Source organism: Mycobacterium bulgaricum (assembly GCF_041287165.2).
GTDB classification, from domain to species: domain Bacteria; phylum Actinomycetota; class Actinomycetes; order Mycobacteriales; family Mycobacteriaceae; genus Mycobacterium; species Mycobacterium bulgaricum.
Window position 1 is genome coordinate 64,105 of sequence record NZ_JBGGKV020000013.1, and the last position, 17,830, is coordinate 81,934.

Genomic DNA, 17,830 nt, shown 5'->3' on the forward strand with positions numbered 1-17,830 from the left:
CGGGTTGTGAGCCGGCCCCGCGGCGCGCCAGGAGTCCGATCGCGAAGTTTTCAGGAATGATACGCATGTGGTTTCTGATGCCAATGGGATCGATGAGAACACCGGCTCGGCCTCGGCGGGCGATGCACCGGCGGCTCCCGGTTCGCAGGCCACATCCACCGCGACGCAGACGCGGTCGTGGTCGATGCCGAAGGCGCCGGTCAGCCGAAAGCAGGTCGACGAATTCGGGCGGGCTGCGACCAAGGTGGTCGGCAGCCTCGCCCGGGCACTCGCGGAATTGGCGCGATACGGTGCACGCGTCGTCACCGCGATGTGGCGCGCGATCGACGAGGTGCCGGTCGCCCTGCGGGTTCTGTTCGTCCTCGCTGTTGTCATGCTGCTGGGTATCGCCGGCTCCATCGCGCTGCCGGGAACCGCCGGCCTGCTCTGCGCGATCGTGGCTGTTCCGGTGTCGTCGGTGGCCGTCGGCGCGCTGGGCCACCGCTGGGTCGCCAGGAACGGCACCCAACATCCCGCCGCGCAGGCGCGATCGGCCCAGCCGTCCGAGCTCGCTCGGTCGATCGTGTACGTCGACCGCAAACTGACCCTGGCGCTGAACTCGTTCGGATCCGAGCGCCACCAGCAGGCCGTCATCGCGCTCTTCCAGGCGAAGACAGCCGTCGAGCTCGCGCTGGGCACCGAGCAGGACACCGCCACCCACATCGACGAACCGGTCTCTGTCGACGACTACGGTCTGCGGCCCCGCATCCGAGCAGGACAGAGCTCGACATCGGCGCCACCCGAGGACACGTCGCTGGCGGCTTCGTGAGTGCGGGCACGATCTCCGGACAGGTCGCGCTGATCGAAGACGACTACACACTCGTCATCAATCGCGGCGCCGAATCAGGAGTCACGCCGGGGATGGTGTTCGCCGTCTACTCTGACACCGGTCCCGTGATCACCGATCCCGAATCAGGAAGGGAACTGGGCAGACTCGCCCGCGAGAAACTGCGGGTGCGGATTTTCGACGTACAGCCGTTGTTTGCGCGGGCGCACACCTTTGTCGACACAGGTGACTTCTACGGTCTACTCCGGCTTCCGTTCACCGCGCCGCCGCGCGAGGACATCGTCACCGTGGATGTCGGAGATGCCGTCGACCTCGTCGGTGCGGAGGGACGCGTCCAGCGGCCCGGGCATACCGGCTGATTCAGGCCGCTGTGGTCGCCGGTGCCTGCGCCATCACCATGACGCGGAAACCGAGATCCTGCAGGATGCCCAGCTCGATCGGGCTCAGGGTCCGGATGACGGAGCCGTTGAGGTAGGCGTTCATCATCTTCATGTTCGCGCCGGTGTAGGTGTCGTCATCCAGATGCGTCACCGAGCTTCCGCCTTCCCACGGCGACGGGGTGTAGAGCGGAACCGGCTCGCCGCCATTGGCTTTCACCGCGTTGGCCCCTCCGAAGTACAAGCCGCCGTTGCCGCCCGTGAGGTTGGGGTTGAAGGCTGTATCGAACACGAACCGCCGGTTGATGGCCTTGGCACCGTCCCTGTTGACGACGAAGCTGTCGAAGACGGTCCAGTACCTGCCCGTGTTCTTGCCGGCGGCGCCGATCGTCGCGTCGAATCCCAGCGTGTGCAGCATCTCGTGCATCACGGTTCCGATGAAGTCGCTCTTCGTGGACGGAACCACCCAGTCGTAGGACCAGTTGGAGGTCAGGTTGAAGTCGATTTCACCGTCGAATTCCGTTCCGTTGCTGTCGATTCCGGTGATCAGCTTGTTCTGGACGACAGTGCGGGAGAACCCGGGCACGTCGCTCACAGTCGGGCTGGTGGCCGACGCGAAGCCCGTCTTCGCGCCCGTCATCTTGTAGGTCAGGGTCACGGGTTTGGCGACCATGAAGTACGCCGCCAAACGGTCCGCGCCCGTCTGCAGTGCGGCCTTTGCCGCGTCGGACCATGTTTCGGTGCCGACGTAAGTGAAGGCAAATGTGATCGCGCCCTGATTGACGAGGACGCCGGTATGGGAACCGGGCAACCCGAACATGTCGAAGACGTTGATACGCGGACCGGTGTCCATGGCCGCGACGGCGAAGCTGTCCACGCCGTCGAAGCCTTCAGACGGCGTATAGACGTACGTGCCATCGGGATTCAATTGGACGGTGCCATTCGAGGGTCGCCTGAGCAGGCGCAGCTTCACCTCGTCGCCCTCCGGATCGAACACGTCTATCCTGCCGGTGATCGGACCGCCGGCCTGTCCGGACAACTGAACGGCGTCGATCTCGGGATCCTGGTTGAAGAACGTGTTCCGCACGAAGAACAATCCGGCCGTGAGGTCGTCCTTCACGCGGGCCTCGACCGGCAGCGCCGCAATCCAGGACTGGGCCGCGGCCATCAGCGCGGCGATCGCCTCCGCGACATCTTCGCGCTTGCGTTCGGCGAGCTTTTCCAGCGGTGTCGAGGTTTCCGCGGGCGCTGACAGGACGACGGACTCCTCGGAACCGTCTGCCGGCGAGGAGATTTGTTGCTCTGCCGCGTCCTCGTCGACATCCGAGCGTCGACTCGGCGACTCCTCATCGCCGGCGCGCCCGGAGTCGGCGCGGACAGGGGAATCCGCCGGCGAGTCGACGCTCTGCTCGTCGGCCTCTTCGGTCGCTTCGTCCTCATCTTCGGCCGCGGACGCATCCTCCGTCTGCGACGTATCGTCGGTTTCGTCGTCGGAGTTGTTGTCGGCCCTTTCGCTGTCGGCTTTCGAGGTCCGCCTATGTGATCGATCCACCTGGGTCGTCGACGCAGAGTCGTCGGAAGCCTCCGACGACGAGGGCACTGACGATCGGTCGGTCGTCTCCGCTGAAGCGACGCCGGCCTGCGCGTCGGTCAGCGAGAGCCCCAGCAACGCGGCGCCCACGCCGATCGATGCTGCGCCGGCGGCCAGCCAACGCCGGACCGCGAAACCCTCTGCCCGGCGTGCCGCATGCTTGCCGCTGCGAGACCTCATGTTCGCGTGTGACATCGGTACCCCCCTGAATCCATCTGGAGGAGACCGTAAAGCATGGTCTGCGGGCCCGGGAGCAAATTTGCGACGGGCGCGATAATTTGGGGTTCGCGGGAACGTCCGACGTGGCCTTTTTCGCATATCGGACAGCCACCGGCATCGTGTCTCGCAGTACTCGTCAGCTACTCGGCGGCGCCGCTGCGCGCTTAACGCCTGAAAGGCCCGGTGGGGCGCTAGCATCCTGACAGTGCAGGATGACCGCCGCCTCCGTTCCCGTCTCCGTCTGACATCGAGTCTCGCGATCGTCGGGCTGATCTATGTCGCGTCTCTCGTCGGGTACTGGTGGGTCAGCAGTTCGTATCCGGGCCAACCCCCGTTCGATCCGACCCCGGCGGCGCAGCCCGTCGTCTCCGTCGACCTCGACACGCTTCACACCGCGAACAACGAACTCGAGATCGGAGTGTTGCTGATAGCGCCCGAGCAGTTCGTCGACCGAGAGCTGGGAGTGTTGAACACCGATGTCGCCGTCCGGTTGTACCCCTGGGTCGATCTCGGTGAACTGAAGTTCCCGAAGGGCCAGACACCCGCCAGCATCACCGCCACGATCGAGGCACACGGCGACGCCGATCGCTGGCCCTTCGACACCTATACGACCAAACCGATCACCGCCGACGTTCTCGTCGGGTCAGGTGACGACCGAAGGGTCCTGCCCGCCGAGGTCCGGATCAGCGGACAGATCGAAGGATGGAATGTCGAGGTGCATCAGACCGACGCGTCGGCATCCGTCATCACGCTGAGCCGCCACCGCGGCACCCTGGCGTTCGATCTGGGTATCTGCCTGGTGCTCATCGCGCTGCCCGCGATGGCTCTCGTCGTGGCCATCGAAACCATCCGCGGCAAGCGGCAATTCCTTCCTCCACTGTGTACGTGGTTCGCCGCGATGCTGTTCGCCGTCGTGCCGTTGCGCAACATCCTGCCCGGCGCGCCGCCTCCAGGAGCGTGGATAGATCAGGCGGTGGTGCTCTGGGTTCTCATCGCCCTCGTATCGGCCATGGGTATCTACATCACCGCCTGGTACAAGTACTTCAAGCAGTAGTCGCGGCGTCGATGCGTCGTGACGAGGGCTGCGTGCGTCGCGCTGCTCGATGACGCGGGATCAACCGCGCGACAGCGGTTTACCCGAAGATGTTCTCCCCGCCCAGATGCACGCGATTCACGACAGAAGCGGTGAGTTGGTGCACGGTGTGGCGTCGCTGCCGGTGAAGGTCGGGTGATCGGCGCCGACGCTGACTCGGGCGCATCCGCCACGTCTCGGATGCGCTGCGCGTCTCCGCCGAGGGCTTAGGGTGCTCTTCACACGATGTGGCACTGGAGGCGCGGCGGATGTACCGAAACGGCGGACGGGGCGACGACTTGGGCGTGCTCGCCGGGAAGTTGTTGTTCGCCGTCCAGGGGGAACTGTTCGAGCGCCTGCACGACGAAGGCTTCGACGACATCGTGCCCCGGCACGGCGTCGTGCTTGCCTACCTGCGCGCCGACGGTATTCGCGCGACCGCACTGGCGAAGCTCTCGGGACAGGCAAAGCAAGCCGTGGGATTGATCGTCGACGATCTCGAGAAGCTGGGTTATGTGCAGCGCAGGCCCGACCCCGCCGATCGGCGCGCGAAGCTCGTCGTGCCGACGGATCGAGGGCTCGCGCAGATGGCAGCAGCCGATGCGATCATGGCCGACGTGATGGCCCGCCATGCCAGCAAACTGGGTGCGGCCAAATTCGACCAGTTCCTCAGCGACTTCCGGGCCATCATCGATCACCAGCGCGCTGAGACGCGGGCCGGCGCGCAGTAATACCTGCGGTCGTGCGGCGGTGGAACGGCACCGGCTCACAAAATAGTAATAGATATTGATAGTAAATGTTCATTACTATTATGGTGTAGGAAGGACCTGTAGCCACGGAGGAAACATGAGCGATACCAGCCGAACGAGATTCACCCGCCACAACACCGCAGTGCTGCTGATCGACCACCAGGTCGGCCTGTTCACCGGGGTGCGCGACATGTCGGTCGACGAACTCAAACACAATGTGGTGGGGCTTGCTCGCGGAGCGCACGTGCTCGGCCTTCCCATCGTGGCGGTCACCACCGCACGGGACAGCATGTGGGGCCCCACCATTCCTGAGCTCACGAGCGTGCTCGGCGACACCGAGATTCTCGACAGGTCGACGGTCAACGCCTGGGACGACGACCGCTTCGTCGCCCAGGTCACCGCGACGGGCAGGGACCACCTGATCATTGCGGGTCTGTCCTTCGAGGTCTGCGCGTCACTGCCGGCGATATCGGCTCGTGACAACGGCTTTCAACCGGTGGTCGCCGTGGATGCCTGTGGCACGTTCTCGCGTCACAAGCGCGAAGCGGGCCTTGCCCGGTTGGCGACGCTGGGCATCGAAGTCTCCGACTACGCCACGATGATGGTCGAACTTATGGCCGACAATGGAGATCCTTCGGCCGACGATCTCTATGCCGCGATCGACATGCCGTTTGCGACGCTCATGGGCCAGGTCGCCAGGGCATTGGCGCGGTGAACCCCCACATGTCCGGCCGCACCTACGACTTCGTCGTCGCCGGCGGAGGGTCGGCCGGCTGTGTCCTGGCCAGCCGGCTCAGCGAGGACCCGAGCGTGCACGTGCTTCTCGTCGAGGCGGGTCCCGCCTATCCGGCGTCGCAGTACCCCGACGTGCTCGCCGACGCGAACAGGGTCAGGGGCGATGCCGAGCATGACTGGGGCTATCGCACCCACGAGCGCGTCGGCCACGACATCGACGCGCCGCGCGGAAAGGTTCTCGGCGGCAGTTCTGCGGTGAACGCCGCCGTCGCCATGCGTTCGCGCCCTTCTGATTTCAGGCGCTGGAGCGCCCACGGGATCAAAGGCTGGACGTTCGACGATGTGCTTCCGCTGTTCAAGGCGCTCGAGAACACGCCGACCGGCGAGGACGAATGGCACGGACGTCGCGGTCCCTTTCCGATCCGGCAGACCACGATGGGGGACAACACACCCTCCATGCGGGCATTCGTCGACGCCGCGGAAGCAATCGGTCTGGCGCGTGTGGACGACTTCAACGGAGCTCACCAGCACGGCGTGTCGCCCTACCCGCTGAACGTGGTCGACGGCAGGCGAATCAACACCGGGATGGCCTATCTTCCAGACGGCGTGCGGCGCAGACCCAACCTGACAATCGTCGGCGGCGCCGAGGTAGACCGCGTCGAGTTCGACGGGCTTACCGCGACGGGGTTGCGCCTCGTCACGGGCGAGACGGTCAGAGGGCACACGGTCGTCCTGTCCGCAGGCGCGTTCGGCAGCCCCGCCATCCTGATGCGATCGGGCATCGGCCCGGCGCGGCACCTGGAGGATCTGGGCATACCTGTGCTCGTCGACGCGCCTGTGGGTGCCCAGCTCAAGGAGCACCCGTTCTACTACAACGTCTATTCGCTCACCGCAGCCGCATCGTGCATGGAACCCGTTGCCGGTGCCATCATCTGGACGGCGTCGAGTGAAGCGGGGTGCGACGAACTCGATCTTCAGATCTCGGCGACGCACATCATCGACCCGGCCGAGAGTCCGACCGGAGCCGCCATCGTCCTCGCATCGGCGGTGACCCTGCCCACATCGACGGGGTCCGTCCGTCTGGCGAGCCGGGATCCGCGCGTTGCGCCGGTGATCCGCTACAACTTCTTCGAGGATCCGAGCGATCTGCGCAGGATGCTGGAAGCGGTGCAGATCTCGCGACAGATCGGCCGCATGCGCCCCTTCTGTGACGTCGTCGACCGAGAACTGGCACCCGGCCCCGAGGTCGAGGACGCAGCTGCCCTCGAGCGGGCCGTTGTCGCGTCGGTGGACGGTTATGCGCACCCGACCTCGACGGTGCCGATGGGCGGTCCGGACGACGCGGCCGCGGTGCTCGACGGTGCCTGCAGCGTCAGGGGCGCCGACAGGCTCTACGTCGCAGACGCCTCTGTCATGCCCGACATCCCCTCGGCGGCAACCAATGTCACCACCATCATGATTGCCGAAGCCATCAGCCGCTCGCTGCTAGGCCGTTGATCGGTACGACCTGAGGACAGGAGACCACCGCATGCCCGTCATCGCGATCGACGAAGAGGACATTCCCGCCGCCCGCGCACTGAGAGTCGAGTTCGCCAAGTTCTGGTCCGGCGAGGCGGGGGAGCCGCGTGAGGTCTACGACCGCTTCATCGCGGCGACGCCGGTGACCGCCGACGCGACCGTCGAGACGGCCGGCGGCGCCTGCCCCGGTGTGTGGGTGCATCCTGCCGACGCCCGCACGAGCACGGCGATGCTGTTCCTGCACGGCGGCGGATACGGGCTGGGTAGCGCGTCGGCCTATGTCGGTCTGGTCAGTCAATTGGCTTCCCGCGCCCGCATTTCGGCGTTCGTTCTCGACTATCCGCTGGCGCCCGAGGCGACGTTGCCCGACGCACTGCATATGGCCGGTCGGGCGCTGGCCCACGTCGGCGCGCGATACGGGGCAGTGGTGGTCGCCGGCGACTCGGCCGGTGGGGGGCTTTCGCTCGCCACCGTCATGCAGGCGCGCACGGATCGTGTACCGGTGGCGGCGTGCGTGGTCTTCTCGCCGTGGACCGATCTGTCGTTGAGCAGTCCCAGCGTCACCGAGAACGCGGTCGGCGACCCACTGCTCGACCCGGCGTATCTGAGGGCATCGGCGGCCGCCTACGCCGGTGCGTGCGATGTGCGTGATCCACGAGCCTCGCCGTTGTTCGCCGACATGAACGGGCTCCCGCCGATGCTGCTGCAGGTGGGTTCCGATGAGATCCTGCTCGATGATTCGCGCCGCTTCGCCGAAGCCGTCGCCGGTGCCGGCGGGCAGGTGACACTGGAAGTGTGGCAGGGCATGCACCACGTCTTCCAGCTCAACGTCGCGCAACTGAAAAGCGCACGCCGGGCACTGGACAGAGCCGCGGCGTTCATCGCCGGATCGAATGGATCCGAAAGTGGTTCTCGCGCAGAAATATTGGGCGAGATGTGACGGCAATCATGTTCCGGTTCGCGGTCTTGAGCTGCACGGCGGACGTTCGTACCGGATGACACCCCGTCATCCCGGTTCGCCGGCGAAGCCTTCACGGAAAAGGACCATTTGATGAAAAGCTGGCGCGACTCTCTGCCGACACTGCAGGCCAATACAAGTGGGCGGACCTTCAGCGCGGAGACGCCCGGATACGACGACGCGCTCGCCGTGTTCAACACATGCGTACGGCATCGGCCCGCTGTGGTGGTTACAGCCGCGGGTCCCGACGACGTCCGCGAAGCCGTCACGTTCGCATCGCGGCACGGGCTTCGCGTCGCCGTGCTGCACACCGGCCACGGACCGACGGTGGCAGCTGGGGACGACACACTGATGATCTCGACGCGCAACATGGTCGGTGTGGAGATCGATGCCATGCGCAGAGTCGCCCGGGTTCAGGCGGGGTTGCGATTCGGGCAGCTCGTCGACGTGGCTGCCGCGTTCGGTCTTGCCCCACTCGCCGGTTCTGCGCCCAGCGTGGGAGTCGTCGGGTACACACTCGCCGGAGGCGCCAGCCCTACCCTCGGTCGCAAGTTCGGTTGGGCCAGTGACCATGTCAGCGCCATCGACGTCGTGACGTCTGACGGGCGGTTGCGCCGCGCCACTGCCCGTGCGGATGCCGATCTGTTCGGCGCCCTGCTCGGCGGCAAGAGCAATTTCGGTGTCGTCACCGCGATGGAGTTCGCACTGTTTCCTGTCGAGCAGATCTACGCGGGTTCCCTTTTCTACGCGGGCGAGCACACGCGTAGTGTGCTCGAGGCTTACCGGCAGTTCACGGTGTCGGCCCCCGACGACATCAGCACCGCCGCGACGATACTGAACTTCCCGCCCCTGCCCGATCTCCCACCCTTCATGCAGGGTAAAAAGGTTGTCGCGCTGCGTATCTCGTTCAGTGGAGATCCGCGCACCGGGCGTCGGCTGATCGATCCGTTGCGCCGGGCCGCGCCCCGCCTCCTCGATACCGTTGCCGAAATCCCCTACTCGGCATTCGCGACCATCACACAGGATCCGACGGAACCCGCCGCGGCTGTCGAACACTTCGGCCTTCTGCGTGAGTTGACCGATGGCACGGTGGAGGCGATCGCCGGCCTGGTGGAATCCGAGGCGGGCAGCCAGATGAACATCATCGACTTCCGGCACCTCCAAGGCGCGTTCAGCCGACCGTCGCCGGTGACCAACGCGGTCGGTGGCCGTGACGCGGCATTCGCGTTCTTCGGTCTCACGGTCGTGCCGCCCGACGCCGATGTCCGCGACTACCAGAGCTGCGGCAGCGAACTCGTCGCCGCGCTCGCACCCTGGCTTCATCCGCAGGCGCACCCGAGCTTTCTGGGTCCCGCGGATGCCACCGAGCGGGGTACCCGGCGCGCATACGACGCCGGGGTCTACGCGCATCTGCGAGAAGTCAAGGCGAAATACGACCCTCACAACATATTCCGAGTGAATCACAATGTTCCGCCGGCTGTTGCTTAGCGATCATGGAGACCGCATCGCGACGGCGACGGCGCCGTCCGGTGCGCAACGACGTTCTCTCTGCAGGGTGGTGTCCACGTGACACGTGGTGAATGCGACGGCGGCTTGGACGACATCTACGGAGCACATGACGCATTGAGGCGCCTTGCCGCACTCATCAGCCGCCGAGCTCGACCGGCGGCGATCTTCGCGGCGGTGACCAGAGAAGTGCGATGCCGTGCCCAGGCGGCGACCGCCCGGATGATCCGTTTCGAATCCGACGGAACTGCAACGGTTGTGGCGAATGAGGGCACCGGGGGTCCGCATGTGCGGGTCGGTCACGAATGGAGCGGATTTCCCGAGGCAGGGATCACCAGCTTGGTGTGGCGCACGGGCAGGGCCGTCCGCATCGACGACTACCGCGACCTCCCCGGCGGGGGTCTTTACGTGTCCGAGGGACTGATCGGCGCCGTCGGGGTGCCGATCTTCGTCCACGGAGCACTGTGGGGTCTGATTGCGATCGGTTCCTGCGCCGGCCCCTTGCCCGCGGACACCGAAGTGCAGCTGGCGGAATTCACCAATCTCACTGCCACCGCCATCGCCACGGCCCAAGGACGCGCGGAGATCGAGACATCGCGCGCCAGGATCGTGATGGCCTCAGACGAGTCCCGTCGGCGCATCGAAAGGGATCTGCACGACGGGGCGCAGCAGCGCCTGGTCGCACTCGCGCTGCGGCTGGCGACGTTGTCAGGACACGAATCCGTGCTGCCCCCGGTGCGCGACAAGTTGGAGCGCACGGCCCGCGATCTTCTCGATGTGGTCGACAACCTCCGCGAGATCGCTCAGGGCCTACACCCGGCGATTCTGTCAGAGGCGGGGCTCGGGCCAGCGTTGCGGGCCCTGGCGCTACGGGCATCACTACCGGTGACGGTCGGCGTGGACGTGCCGAGCCGCCTGCCCCAGGCCCTCGAAGTCGGTGCCTATTACGTCGTCTCGGAAGCATTGGCCAACGTGCTCAAACATTCCCGGGCCACACACGCCGACATCTCGGCTGCCACCGCTGACGGTCTGCTCATCGTCACCGTCGCCGACGACGGCGTCGGCGGCGCGGAACTCGCGAACGGCACCGGGCTGATCGGTCTGCGCGATCGGGTCGAAGCGCTGGGTGGCGAGTTGACTGTCGACAGCCCCGCGGGTGGCGGGACACGCATCCGCTGCGAAATCCCTGAGGGCGGTGACATGGTGCTCCTGGCGCAAAACCCTGGTGTGCAACGCAAACCCGCGTGAACGTACCTACCTCTCAGCGTGACTCGAGGTAGATCACGACTGCCTGCACGCGACGGTGATCATCGCCGGTGTCTGCGAGCTGCAGTTTCGTCATGACATTGCGGACATGCTTTTCGACAGTGCTCTGGGTGAGCACCATCCGCTTTCCGATGCCTGTGTTGGACAGCCCCTCGGCCATCAGCATCAGTACTTCACGTTCGCGCGAGCTCAACGACTCAAGCGGATCGTCCAGACGCGGCGCACTGATCAGGCGCTGAACGAACACCGGGTCCAGGACGGTTTTCCCGTGCGCGACCCTTCGAACCGAATCGAGAAAATCTTTGATGCTGGCAATCCGACTCTTCAACAGATAGCCCACCGGACGATTCTCGCGCAGAAGCGTTTTGGCGTGATGAACATCGACATGAGCCGACAGCAGGACGACAGATGTCTGCGGCAGCTCCTCCTGCACCAGCGTGGCGACGTCGAGCCCCTCGGTGCGGTGGTGGGGTGGCATCCTGATGTCGAGGACCGCGAGATCGGGCTTCTCGGTCCGGATGGCGGCAAGCACCTCGTCGGCACTACCCGCTTGGGCGACGACGTCGTACCCGTCACTCATCAACAGGCTCGAAATGCCCTCGCGAAGCAGAACATCGTCGTCTGCGACAACCACCCGGTTACCGGCCATCGTGATCCTCGAGACAATGGTGTCGGCCGCCGCGCAGGCCTGCTCGGAGCGCCGCCATTCCGCGGTCGAACGCCTCGGCGGCCGCAGGCACCGCGGATACGAAGTTGAGATAGCCGTGAACCAGCGTCGGCGAATGGTCCAATTGCGTCGGAACGCCTGCAGCGCGTAGCAACTCGGCGTAGTGAGATCCGTCGTCACGCAGCGGATCGTGGTCGGCGATGGCGATGTATGCTGGTAGCAGACCCGACAGATCCACGGCATTGGCCGGAGCCACGGTGACCGGTAGGGCCGACGGGTCGACCTCGTCGACACAAGCCGGGTGATACCAGCGCATGAATGTCGTCATCATGTCGGCGGTCAAGATCGGTGCGTCTGCGTTCTCCCGCACCGCAGGCAGCGTGAAATCGATGGTGGTCGCCGGGTACCACAGCAACTGGAACGCCAGTTGTGGCCCTCCGTTGTCACGCGCGAGGTGCGTCATGACCGCCGATATGTTGCCTCCCGCCGAGTCGCCGGCGACGGCGATCCGACGGGGGTCTCCGCCGAGGTTCGCCGCGTGCTTGCCCACCCAGCGCAGCGCCGACCACGCGTCGTCGATGGCGGCGGGGTACGGATGTTCCGGTGCGAGGCGGTAATCCACCGAAACGACAATGGCTTCCGCGTGAACGGCCTGCATCCGTGCGAGCGTGTCGTAGGTCTCCAGATCCCCGGTCGCGAAGCCGCCGCCGTGATAGAAGACAACGATCGGTGAGCCCGTGCGCTGCCCAGCCGGCGGCCAGTAGATGCGGACCGGGACGTCGACCAGGTCCTCGACCCCCACGAGGTGGTTTTCGATGCGCAACTCCGCCAGATCATCCGGTGTCGGAAGCACGAGCGCACGCAACTGTCTGCGAGCCTCCTCGACACCCTTCGCCAGCGTGAACTGCTCGGCGAGGATATCCGCCAGTCCTTTCACCATCGGATCGACGTCGAGCCGCTGGCCTAATGAATTGGATTTGGTCATGCTCAGTTGAACACCGCGTGAAACGTAAATAGTCCGTTCCTATTTGACTGTTGAAGCGGTTCGCTGCGAGCTGCCTGAAATCCTTGCAGATGGCGGCAATTTCCCTGTGCGTTCACCGTCAACGAGCGCACGATAGCGAACGCTCCGTGCGGATAACCGGTAGTGTTTCGATGCGGTTGTCCGCATATCGAGATTGGGGGCTAGCGTCGCCGACAACACAACCCTGGTCAGGGAGTGTGTTGTCTATGACGACCCCTTCCCCATTGATCGACGGCGACGGCGACGACCGTGCGGCACTGCAATTCGAGAACGACGTCATGCCCCTGCTGAATTCGCTGTACTGGACTGCGTGGCGATTGACCCGAAGCCACCCTGACGCCGAGGATCTCGTTCAGGAGACCTTGCTGCGAGCCTATTCCGGATACGCGTCTTTTCGGCCGGGGTCGAACATGAAGGCCTGGTTGACGCGAATCATGCGTAATCAGTGGATCAATTCCTACCGTCGATCGCAACGGCGCCCGGCTGAGATGCTGGAGGATTCGTTCGACGACGACAACTCGGCCGACAAAGAATCCGTGCGGACCGGTGCACAACGGTCTGCCGAGGATCGCGTGCTCGACCAGATCCCCGACGGGAAGGTCAGCGATGCACTGGCGAGCATGCCGAACGGTCTGCGCATCGTCCTGTATTACGCACACGTGGAGGGTTACTCCTACCGGGAGATCGCCGATTTCCTCGACATCCCGTACGGCACGGTGATGTCGCGGCTGCACCGTGCTCGTCACCGGCTGCGCGACCACCTGACGAACTCCACCTGCCGGCCGGAGGTCGCCTGAGGTGGCCGACCTGGTAGCTGTTGACGTCCTGGTCGTGTGCGCGGTGTCGGTGACGGCGCTCAAGCAGTTCTTTCGGCGGTTTCTCCAGCCCACGAGCCACCACGAGTTTCGTAAATACGTTGACCGTGACTGTGTTTCGCGCCGCCAGGTGGATGAGGAGCCGGGCAGGCCGTGATGCCGCGGCGACGAGCTGTGGCAGGGCGGGGTTTCCACCGGGGCGAACTGGGCATCCCAGAGGGGAGTGACGCCGATCACAGTGGGGGGCCGAGTGGCCGAGCAGGACGACCGCGTCGTCGAGGAATGCGATCTGTGCGTCGTCGGCGCCGGGCTGGCCGGCATGAACGCACTGTACGTCGCCGCGAGCTACCTCGGCCCAAGGCGTCGGGTCATCCTCGTGGACCGACGCGAACGCGTCGGAGGCATGTGGGTCGACACCTATCCGTATGTGCGCCTGCATCAACCGCATCCGATGTTCACCGCTGGTGACATTCCGTGGCGATGGGACAGGGAACCCGGCCACCTGGCGACCAAGCCCGAGGTGCTCGACCATTTCGAGCACTGCCTCGACGTCATCCGGAAACGGGTGGTCGTGAAGGAGATGCTCGGCTGGGAACTCGTGTCCCACGACGAGGGCGAGGGCGGCGTTCGGATCGTCTGCGAAGCCGTCGACGGGAGACGCCGCGAAATTCACGCTCGCCGACTGATCAAGGCCGCCGGGTTCGCGGTCACCCCCAACCCACCGCTGCGCGTCCAGTCCTGCGACGTCGCCTCGGTCTCGCCGGACTTCTGTGACGTCCGCTCGGGCGACATCGGCGACAGCGGCACTCCGGTGTGGGTGATCGGCGGAGGCAAGACGGGGATGGACACCGCGCACGCCCTCATCGCGGCGGACCGGGGTCGCGAGGTGAACCTGGTGGCCGGCTCGGGGACCTTTTTCCTCAACCGCGACCAGAGCTTCCCGGCGGGGCATCGCCGGTGGTGGTCGGGCACACTGGTCAGTGCGTCCGGCGCGCAGATGCTGAGCCGGTTCGACGGGACGAACGAAGACAGGGCGGCGCGCTGGTTTCGCGACACTTACGGTCTCTGGCCGACCGACGACGCGGACACCTACGTCCTCGGCATCATGTCCGAAGCCGAAAACCGCGTCATCGCCACTGGTCTCACCAATGTCGTGATGGACCGGTTCGTCGATGTCACCGACGAGCCGGACGGTCCGCAGATGCAACTGGGAAGCGGTGCGACGGTCCCGCTCACACCCGGCAGCTGGATCGTCAACTGCACCGGCTACGTCCTGCGCGACGCAGAGCCGTATGAGCCCTACCTCTCCCGCGGCGGCGCTGTGCTGTCGATCCAACCGCGTTCGGCGACATTGCATCTCACGTCGTTCATGGCCTACTTCATGACCCACATGTTCTTCCGGGACAGCGTCGAGGTCGAACAGCTCTACGAACTCGACGCGGTCGATCTGCGGCGGAAGTCGAAGGTCGCCCTGCCGTTCGGGCTGCTGTGCCTCTCCCAGCACAACCTCAGCGTGATGTACGACAATCTGCCCAACCGGGTCTTCCTGGACTGCGGCCTCAGTGTCGACCGGTGGTACCCCCGGGCCCGGCAGTTGACGGGCGCACTGAAGTTCCTGGCGACCCACCGCAAGGAACGGCAACGGGCGCGCCGATGCCTGGACACCTTGCGTGAGCGCTTCAGCCTGCGCTGCGGACCGCTGCCCTCAGGAGAGTAGATTCCCGGGCGTAGCCGGGCATGCCGTGATGAAACGACTGTCCTGGAACGTCTTTCACGCCAGGCTCCGGACACCTCTATCGTGGGGTGATGAGCTCTGAGACGCCTCCCGATCGCACCGGTGCCGCGACGACCGTGACGCGAGAACCCGGCCGGTTCCTCATCGCAGTCGAGGGCCGCACCGTGGGACTCGCCGATTTCCACGACGACCTCCGTGAAGAGGCGGGCAAACGCATCTTCCCGCACACCGAGGTGGACCGCGAGTTCCAGGGCCGTGGGCTGGCGACCATTCTCGTCGCCGAGGCGTTGCGCGTCACGCGCGCGGAGGGGCTGCGCATCGTTCCGACCTGCTGGATGGTCGCCGAATACATCGACAAACACCCTGAGTATGCCGACATCACCGACCGGCGCTAACCGAAATGGGTCTTCGGCCGGCCCGGATCGACGCCGTCGACGGTGATGTCGACCTTTTCGTTGTAGAACGCGACCAGGTTCGCGATCGGAGCGACCGCGGGCAGCGGCGTCTCGTAGGTCCACGCCAAATCCGGGTGCACCGCGTCGCCCACTCGTATCGACCAGTAGCGTGACGTCCTGCCCTTGTACGGACAGAGGGTCTGCGTATCGGTCGGCTGCAGGTGTTCGAACGCGACGTCGGTGCGGTCGATGTAATACCTTGTCGGCAAACCGGTTTCGAAGAGCAACACCGGGCTTCGGGTGTCGGCGAGAGTTACTCCGTCGAGCATGACGGTGACGTGTCGGTGTGAGCGCAGCGCATCCACCCGGGCGTAGGGATTGCGTGGATGGCCGTAGATCGGCTCGTCCTCCTCGAACCAGGTGAGCGCATTCCACTCGAACTTCACCAGGCCCGCCACCGGACCGTCTCCCGCGTCGAACACCCGCGCCGCCGACGTCGCAGTGCCGCTGTCACCGACGATCGAGAACGTGTGTGACGGGCCGAACTGCACTCGCTGCTGATGGCCGTCGTCGCGCAGCACGCCGGGCACGACGTCGGCCAGCGGGATGTAGTACTGCGGGTAGTAGGGCACCTCCCAGACGTAACGCGCCGACGTGGTGTCGAAGACCAGGTCCCGGCCCAGGAAGCCCCGCACCCGGCGCGGGGCCGGCTCGATGCGACCCCGTGTTGCCGCCATCTGCGGATAGTCCGGTTCCGGGCCGTGCTGAGCGCTGTTCACCGCGGGGCCTCCGATGTCCGGACACGTCGGTCCAATGATGCGCGAGACTGTAGGCCCGGCCGTCCAGTGGTGAAGGAGAACGACGACTCGTGCCTGTTCGCCACGGTAGCGAGAGAGGTCCGGTGCGCGCCACGGTGCTCGTCTGTGTCGCGGCGACCATCGCGGGGGTAGTTCTCGGTGTCATCGGCGCCGCGTTCCGCTGGTGCCTGCAGGCGGCCGAGGGCGTGCGGGCCGACCTAGTCGAGTGGGCTCTGCGATTGCCGGGGCCGGGCTGGCTGATCCCGATCGCCGCCGCAGCCGTCTGCGCGACGATCGCGGCGCTGCTGGTGCGGTGGGAACCCCAGGCGGTGGGCAGCGGCATCCCGCACGTGGAAGCCGTCTTCCTCGGCAGCGCGCGCCCGCCGCGGCCGAGCGTGCTTCCGGCGCGCTTCGTCGGTGGGGTGCTGGCGATCGGCGGGGGCCTGGTTCTCGGACGCGAAGGGCCGACAGTCCACATGGGCGCGGCGGTCGGCGCCGAGACTGCGCGGCGCACGCGACTGCGCGACCGCGATGCGCGGACAGTCGAGGTGGCCCTTGCCGGCGCGGGTCTGGCCGTCGCGTTCAACGCTCCGATCGCCGGGGTGCTGTTCACCCTCGAAGAGGTGACCAAGTCGTTGCGGCCGCGGATCGTGCTGGCCACGGTACTTGCCGCCGCGGCGGCGATCGTCTCGTCGCGCCTTCTGCTCGGCAACGACCCCGACTTCGACGTGAACCGTGTCGCGGCACCCGATCTCACGTGGCTGCCGCTCTTTGTGGTGTTCGGTGTGCTCACCGGCGTCCTCGGCGCCGGCTACAACGTCGTGGTGCCGTGGCTGGGAGATCACGTCGCTGCATTGCCGAAGATCCCCACCGCGCTGAAGGCGACGGCAATCGGGGCGGTGGTCGGCGCGGCGCTCTGTGTGGCACCGCTGACGGTGGGCGACGGAGACTCCCTGACGCAGATGATTCTCGACGGGCATGAGTTCGTGTTGTGGGTGGCGGTGGGATTGCTTGCGGCGCGGTTCATCAGCGGGCCACTGAGCTATTCGGCGGCAGTTCCGGGCGGACTGTTCGCGCCGCTGCTGGCCGTCGGTGCGCTCTGGGGTTTCGTCTTCACAGGATGCTTCGACGCCGTGTGGCCCGAGGACACCTCATTCCTGGTGATTCCGATGGCGATCGTAGGGATGACAGCGTTTTTCGGGGCGACAGTGCGAGCCCCACTGACCGGGATCGCCATCGTGATCGAGATGACGGCGACGGTCTCGGTGGCCATACCTGCGGTGGCGGCCATGATCTCGGCTATACTGACCGCTCGGGCCGTGGGGTCGGTGCCGATCTACGACAGCCTCCGTGAACGAATGCCGCGGGAACCGGACGTGAACCCCGAGGAGGCGGGCGGCGGCCGCCGCGAGGAGCCTTGACTGCGTTGCTGATTGGGGCGTCCGGGGTGGCGCCGGGGTCGGTGGATCGATACGGATCACCCAGGTGAGGACCACCCGGGGTTGAACGCGCGGGAAAATTCTCCGAACGGGGCGAATTTGCCACTTTCGCGTTGATCTTGTCGGGTACCCTTAGCTCGC

General features: G+C 65.8%; 18 protein-coding genes. 14 read left to right on the plus strand and 4 right to left on the minus strand.

What is annotated here, in order from left to right:
- Positions 1 to 67 precede the first annotated feature (67 nt).
- Positions 68 to 808 (plus strand): hypothetical protein, encoded by a 741-nt coding sequence (locus ACAG24_RS25330; protein ID WP_370475150.1) that lies wholly within the window; start codon positions 68 to 70, stop codon positions 806 to 808.
- Positions 805 to 1,185 (plus strand): hypothetical protein, encoded by a 381-nt coding sequence (locus tag ACAG24_RS25335; RefSeq protein WP_370475151.1) that lies wholly within the window; start codon positions 805 to 807, stop codon positions 1,183 to 1,185. Before ACAG24_RS25330 ends, ACAG24_RS25335 begins: the two co-directional genes overlap by 4 nt.
- 1 nt (position 1,186) lies before the next feature.
- Here the strand turns inward: ACAG24_RS25335 and ACAG24_RS25340 are convergent, their stop codons facing one another.
- On the minus strand, positions 1,187 to 2,989 hold the full coding sequence (locus tag ACAG24_RS25340; RefSeq protein ID WP_370475153.1) for an Ig-like domain-containing protein: 1,803 nt from the start codon (positions 2,987 to 2,989) through the stop codon (positions 1,187 to 1,189).
- A gap of 229 nt (positions 2,990 to 3,218) precedes the next feature.
- Between ACAG24_RS25340 and ACAG24_RS25345 the strand changes: the two genes are divergently transcribed.
- From ACAG24_RS25345 to ACAG24_RS25375, 7 genes are all read left to right on the plus strand, one after another.
- Complete coding sequence (locus ACAG24_RS25345; RefSeq protein WP_370475154.1) at positions 3,219 to 4,067, plus strand: DUF4436 domain-containing protein; 849 nt, start codon at positions 3,219 to 3,221, stop codon at positions 4,065 to 4,067.
- Between the two features lie 266 nt (positions 4,068 to 4,333).
- A complete protein-coding gene (locus tag ACAG24_RS25350) occupies positions 4,334 to 4,816 on the plus strand; it encodes a MarR family winged helix-turn-helix transcriptional regulator (RefSeq protein ID WP_370475155.1) in 483 nt (160 codons plus the stop codon).
- Between the two features lie 115 nt (positions 4,817 to 4,931).
- On the plus strand, positions 4,932 to 5,549 hold the full coding sequence (locus ACAG24_RS25355; protein ID WP_370475156.1) for an isochorismatase family protein: 618 nt from the start codon (positions 4,932 to 4,934) through the stop codon (positions 5,547 to 5,549).
- 8 nt (positions 5,550 to 5,557) lie between these two features.
- Entirely contained in the window at positions 5,558 to 7,066 is a 1,509-nt protein-coding gene (locus tag ACAG24_RS25360; protein ID WP_370475157.1) for a GMC family oxidoreductase, read from the plus strand.
- Between the two features lie 31 nt (positions 7,067 to 7,097).
- Positions 7,098 to 8,027: an alpha/beta hydrolase fold domain-containing protein gene (locus tag ACAG24_RS25365; protein WP_370475158.1), complete on the plus strand. Its 930-nt coding sequence runs from the start codon at positions 7,098 to 7,100 to the stop codon at positions 8,025 to 8,027.
- Between the two features lie 111 nt (positions 8,028 to 8,138).
- Complete coding sequence (locus tag ACAG24_RS25370; RefSeq protein WP_370475159.1) at positions 8,139 to 9,533, plus strand: FAD-binding protein; 1,395 nt, start codon at positions 8,139 to 8,141, stop codon at positions 9,531 to 9,533.
- A gap of 78 nt (positions 9,534 to 9,611) precedes the next feature.
- Positions 9,612 to 10,799, plus strand: coding sequence for a GAF domain-containing sensor histidine kinase (locus ACAG24_RS25375; protein WP_370475160.1), 1,188 nt, complete (start codon positions 9,612 to 9,614; stop codon positions 10,797 to 10,799).
- A 13-nt stretch (positions 10,800 to 10,812) separates the two neighbouring features.
- Here ACAG24_RS25375 and ACAG24_RS25380 read toward each other — a convergent pair whose 3' ends face one another.
- Positions 10,813 to 11,466 carry a response regulator gene (locus ACAG24_RS25380; RefSeq protein ID WP_370475161.1) on the minus strand — a complete coding sequence of 218 codons (654 nt, stop codon included), beginning with the start codon at positions 11,464 to 11,466 and terminating at the stop codon, positions 10,813 to 10,815.
- Entirely contained in the window at positions 11,456 to 12,469 is a 1,014-nt protein-coding gene (locus ACAG24_RS25385) for an alpha/beta hydrolase (RefSeq protein ID WP_370475162.1), read from the minus strand. Before ACAG24_RS25385 ends, ACAG24_RS25380 begins: the two co-directional genes overlap by 11 nt.
- A 245-nt stretch (positions 12,470 to 12,714) precedes the next feature.
- On the opposite strand from ACAG24_RS25385, the gene ACAG24_RS25390 reads away from it, so the two are divergent.
- From ACAG24_RS25390 to ACAG24_RS25405, 4 genes are all read left to right on the plus strand, one after another.
- The gene (locus ACAG24_RS25390; protein WP_370475163.1) at positions 12,715 to 13,305 is read left to right on the plus strand and encodes a sigma-70 family RNA polymerase sigma factor; all 591 of its coding nucleotides are present in this window, start codon (positions 12,715 to 12,717) and stop codon (positions 13,303 to 13,305) included.
- Position 13,306: 1 nt separating this feature from the next.
- Positions 13,307 to 13,480 (plus strand): hypothetical protein, encoded by a 174-nt coding sequence (locus ACAG24_RS25395; RefSeq protein WP_370475164.1) that lies wholly within the window; start codon positions 13,307 to 13,309, stop codon positions 13,478 to 13,480.
- 93 nt (positions 13,481 to 13,573) lie between these two features.
- Positions 13,574 to 15,040 (plus strand): FAD-dependent oxidoreductase, encoded by a 1,467-nt coding sequence (locus ACAG24_RS25400; RefSeq protein WP_370475165.1) that lies wholly within the window; start codon positions 13,574 to 13,576, stop codon positions 15,038 to 15,040.
- Between the two features lie 89 nt (positions 15,041 to 15,129).
- Positions 15,130 to 15,453 (plus strand): GNAT family N-acetyltransferase, encoded by a 324-nt coding sequence (locus tag ACAG24_RS25405; RefSeq protein WP_370475166.1) that lies wholly within the window; start codon positions 15,130 to 15,132, stop codon positions 15,451 to 15,453.
- Here the strand turns inward: ACAG24_RS25405 and ACAG24_RS25410 are convergent.
- Entirely contained in the window at positions 15,450 to 16,190 is a 741-nt protein-coding gene (locus ACAG24_RS25410; protein WP_370475167.1) for a DUF427 domain-containing protein, read from the minus strand. The genes ACAG24_RS25405 and ACAG24_RS25410 overlap by 4 nt on opposite strands.
- A gap of 131 nt (positions 16,191 to 16,321) precedes the next feature.
- On the opposite strand from ACAG24_RS25410, the gene ACAG24_RS25415 reads away from it, so the two are divergent.
- Positions 16,322 to 17,671: a H(+)/Cl(-) exchange transporter ClcA gene (locus ACAG24_RS25415; RefSeq protein ID WP_374150806.1), complete on the plus strand. Its 1,350-nt coding sequence runs from the start codon at positions 16,322 to 16,324 to the stop codon at positions 17,669 to 17,671.
- Positions 17,672 to 17,830 lie beyond the last annotated feature (159 nt).

What these genes read in the sequence shown, in the direction of transcription:
- ACAG24_RS25370 (WP_370475159.1), top strand. Translation starts at nt 8,139, where the DNA reads ATGAAAAGCTGGCGCGACTCTCTGCCGACACTGCAGGCCAATACAAGT.
- ACAG24_RS25380 (WP_370475161.1), bottom strand. Translation starts at nt 11,466, where the DNA reads ATGGCCGGTAACCGGGTGGTTGTCGCAGACGACGATGTTCTGCTTCGC.
- ACAG24_RS25405 (WP_370475166.1), top strand. Translation starts at nt 15,130, where the DNA reads ATGAGCTCTGAGACGCCTCCCGATCGCACCGGTGCCGCGACGACCGTG.
- ACAG24_RS25340 (WP_370475153.1), bottom strand. Translation starts at nt 2,989, where the DNA reads ATGTCACACGCGAACATGAGGTCTCGCAGCGGCAAGCATGCGGCACGC.
- ACAG24_RS25360 (WP_370475157.1), top strand. Translation starts at nt 5,558, where the DNA reads ATGTCCGGCCGCACCTACGACTTCGTCGTCGCCGGCGGAGGGTCGGCC.
- ACAG24_RS25410 (WP_370475167.1), bottom strand. Translation starts at nt 16,190, where the DNA reads ATGGCGGCAACACGGGGTCGCATCGAGCCGGCCCCGCGCCGGGTGCGG.
- ACAG24_RS25365 (WP_370475158.1), top strand. Translation starts at nt 7,098, where the DNA reads ATGCCCGTCATCGCGATCGACGAAGAGGACATTCCCGCCGCCCGCGCA.
- ACAG24_RS25385 (WP_370475162.1), bottom strand. Translation starts at nt 12,469, where the DNA reads ATGACCAAATCCAATTCATTAGGCCAGCGGCTCGACGTCGATCCGATG.
- ACAG24_RS25355 (WP_370475156.1), top strand. Translation starts at nt 4,932, where the DNA reads ATGAGCGATACCAGCCGAACGAGATTCACCCGCCACAACACCGCAGTG.
- ACAG24_RS25390 (WP_370475163.1), top strand. Translation starts at nt 12,715, where the DNA reads ATGACGACCCCTTCCCCATTGATCGACGGCGACGGCGACGACCGTGCG.